Annotated in this window: 4 protein-coding genes and 1 pseudogene; all 5 read right to left on the bottom strand. The window is 69.9% G+C overall.

All coding sequences use genetic code 11. The features are described 5' to 3' along the window. Positions 1–166 precede the first annotated feature (166 nt). On the bottom strand, positions 167–1,054 hold the full coding sequence (locus ACTWQJ_RS49430; RefSeq protein WP_443312896.1) for a universal stress protein: 888 nt from the start codon (positions 1,052–1,054) through the stop codon (positions 167–169). 107 nt (positions 1,055–1,161) lie between these two features. Continuing rightward, positions 1,162–1,371, bottom strand: a complete 210-nt coding sequence (locus tag ACTWQJ_RS49435) for a hypothetical protein (RefSeq protein ID WP_443312897.1) — start codon at positions 1,369–1,371, stop codon at positions 1,162–1,164. 259 nt (positions 1,372–1,630) lie between these two features. Next, entirely contained in the window at positions 1,631–2,062 is a 432-nt protein-coding gene (locus tag ACTWQJ_RS49440; RefSeq protein WP_443312898.1) for a DUF2267 domain-containing protein, read from the bottom strand. A 431-nt stretch (positions 2,063–2,493) separates the two neighbouring features. Continuing rightward, positions 2,494–2,643: pseudogene (locus ACTWQJ_RS49445) on the bottom strand (IS5/IS1182 family transposase); the annotation flags it as partial. Positions 2,644–2,716: 73 nt separating this feature from the next. Next, the coding region (locus tag ACTWQJ_RS49450) for an alpha/beta fold hydrolase (protein WP_443312899.1) at positions 2,717–3,008 on the bottom strand (292 nt) is incomplete at its 5' end.

Genomic DNA, 3,008 nt, shown 5'->3' on the forward strand with positions numbered 1-3,008 from the left:
ACGGCTCTTCACTCACTCCCACGCCGTCAAGGAAGACCCATACAGACACCGCCCCGGCCCCCACCGAGGAGCCGCAGGCCAGACCGACTCACGCCTTGACAGCGTCAACCCTCATGGGTGCCGTTTCGCCTTCCGGCGTGACGTCCCTCCTTCCGGAGAACGCCGGCTACTGGTCACGTGTGTATGGGACGGTGATGACCGGGCAGCGTGCGTGGTGCAGTACGCCCTGGCTGACGGAGCCCAGCAGCATACCGGTGAAGCCGCCGTGCCCGCGGGTGCCCACGACCAAGCCGAGGGCGTTTTCGGATGCCTTGGTGAGGACCTGTACGGGGTGGCCTCTCACGACCTCCTGGTGCAGTTCCACCTTCGGATGGGCGGCGGTACGCACCGTAACCGTCTCTGACAGCAGCCGGCGGCATTCCTGGACGGCCGCGTCCTCGTCGAGGACTCCGAGCCGCGGAGGGTGCCACACGTACAGGGCCCGCAGGGCCGCGCCGCGTAGGGCGGCCTCCTCCAAGGCGAAGTCGACGGCGGCCGCGGACTGAGGGCTCCCGTCGACCCCGACGACGAAATGCGGCGACTGCTGGGTTGTGATGTGCTCCCACTCCGGTACGACCACCACCGGGCAGGGCGCGTGGGAGATGAGCGGCAGGGCGACAGCGGCGGAGGAGAAAAGCTCCTGGGCGGCGCTCAGGTGCCAGGAACCGAGCACGACCTCGGTGGCGTCCTGCGCGTGCTCGCGCAGCACCCAGGCCGGATGCCCTTCCGCCAGCAGTCCGGACACCGGTACCTGCGGATGGCGGGACTCGACGAAGGCCACCGCCTCCCTCAGGGCGCGATCCCCTGTCGCGTGCAGTTCCGCGTTCCACTTCTCCCAGGACGGCCGCCCGCCCGTCGGCCGGTACCCGGGGGTCGGCACGTTCTGCGCGAGGACCAGCAGCAGTGGCAGGCGGCGCCGGTGCGCCTCGTCGGCAGCCCAGGCGAGCGCCGTGCGTCTCGCCGGATCGGGGTCGACGCCGGCCACGATGGGTTTACGTTCTTCTGTATGCGTCATCGCCGACTCCCAGTGGTCTCTTCCACCGGCATGTCAGCCCTCGTGCCGGCCGGCGCTGGTGCCGGTCACCGCGGCCGACTCCGTCTCCTCCGGCGCGACGGGTGCGTCTACAGGCCCTGGGAGAGCAGGAGTTCGTGGGCCAGTCGCGCGCCGCGTTCCGCTTCCTCGGGCGGAACGTCCTCCGACGGGATGTTCTCCAAGCCACGGGCGAGTGCCCGGACGGCCTCGGCCAGGGTCGCGACCTGTTCTTCCAGCCGGCTCAGTCGGGCCTCCGGCCCGGGCGCGGCATCGGGTTGAGGGGAACGGTTCTGCGTCATGTCGTGCTCCCTAACGAGGTGATGACGGGCCGGACCCGGTGGGGCATCTGTCGTCACGCCGGTGAGGTGCCACACGTTGGTTCTTCAACCGGACGCTCCCCGTGCCGGACGCTCGTCGTTGACTTCGTGCCCGGTCAACGACCTGCGCCCGATGACTGAGCGGCGCAAACCAGTTGTCACTCTGAGTGACCGTCAGCTCCTGGCCCCCACCTCGCCGGGGCGTCGCCATGCTGGTACCTAGCTCGTGCGTAGAGCTCGGTCAGGCAGTCGGTTGGAGGAGGAGTGCGCGGATGTCGTGCGGAAGTTGCTCCAGTGCCGCCTCCAGTTGCCCGGGCGAGACGTGTCCGCGTATGACGGCGGTGACTGCGGGAGCGATCCGGGGCACGTCATCGGCAGCGACCTTCGCTTCCTGGACGAAGCGGTTCACGTAGCCTTCGCGGTCGTACTTGATCGGTACGGTGCTGGGGTCCCAGCCGTCGTAGTAGGCGCCCCGCAGCAGGTCGGGGAGCTGCGCGGCGAAGTGGGCGGCCACGTCGATGGTGACCCGGTCGCGGAGCGTGTGCAGCCAGGTGCGCAGCACCCGGTGGGCGAGGTGGCGGTCCTCGGTGCCCAGGGCTTCGGACACCGCTTTCAGCCAGATGTTGGCGGTGTGGATGGCGTGCTCGAAGTCGGGTGGATGTGTGGGAGGCATCGGTCTTGCCCTTCGGGTCTTCCATGGCGCCCATGCGCTTCCGGGATTGCCGCGTCTCCGGGCGGGCGGTGTTCGGCACTGGGAACGGTCGGCTCGATCGATCAGAAGTGGCGAGGGCGCGGGTGGCACCTGCCCGGTGGCGTACCGCATGCGCAGCAGGAGGTGCACGCGGTGGCTTCTCTTTACTGCCCTGGCCTCCATGCTAGGGCGGACGGAACCGGTTGGCAGCCGCGCCACAGCACGGCATCGCGAGGACCGCAGGCCGAGGACCACCTCCGGCAGCACCCGCCGGGAGCGGAGGGGAACCGCCGTCGTGAAGTCGGGCTCGCAGGAGGGCGCCACCGTGCGGACCCGGGTCGACCGGGGCGGGACCATCACCAGCCCGCTGATGACCGACAGGCAGACGGCGAGGCCGAGGAACGCTGCACGGAGTCATCGCGCCGTTCCCATCGGATGCGCAGGCGGCGGAAGCCGTGCAGCCAGGAGATCGTGCATTCGACGACATAACGGAAGATGCCCAGGCCGGAGCCGTGTGGCTGGCCTCGCTCCGCGATCATGGGGCGGATGCCGCGGGCCCACAGCAGCCGCCGGTACTCCGTCGACAGCGGTACGGCCACCGCCCGCACGCTGACCTTCTGGTGGAAGCCGGAGCTGTCAGGGGGCATCCCTGCGCTGGACCGGGATATGGGTGATCCTCGGCCTCGAGGAGGCCTGACCTTGGTGCCTGGCCGCGGCGACCGCCGCGCTCGGGGGTGTAGGCACCCCCGCATCAGGGCCGCCTGAGCGCAGCAGCTCCCGCCATTCCTCCGTGCTCCGGGTGACCGGCTCCGTCGTGGCGATGAAGTCCTCCAGCACGGCCAGGAACCGCTGCGGATCAGTGTGGAACGGGAAGTGGCCCGCGCCCTCGAAAACCTCCATGCGGCTGCCGGGCATCGCCGCGTGTGCC

This window comes from Streptomyces sp. KR55, from assembly GCF_052245645.1.
Classification (GTDB): domain Bacteria; phylum Actinomycetota; class Actinomycetes; order Streptomycetales; family Streptomycetaceae; genus Streptomyces; species Streptomyces flavusporus.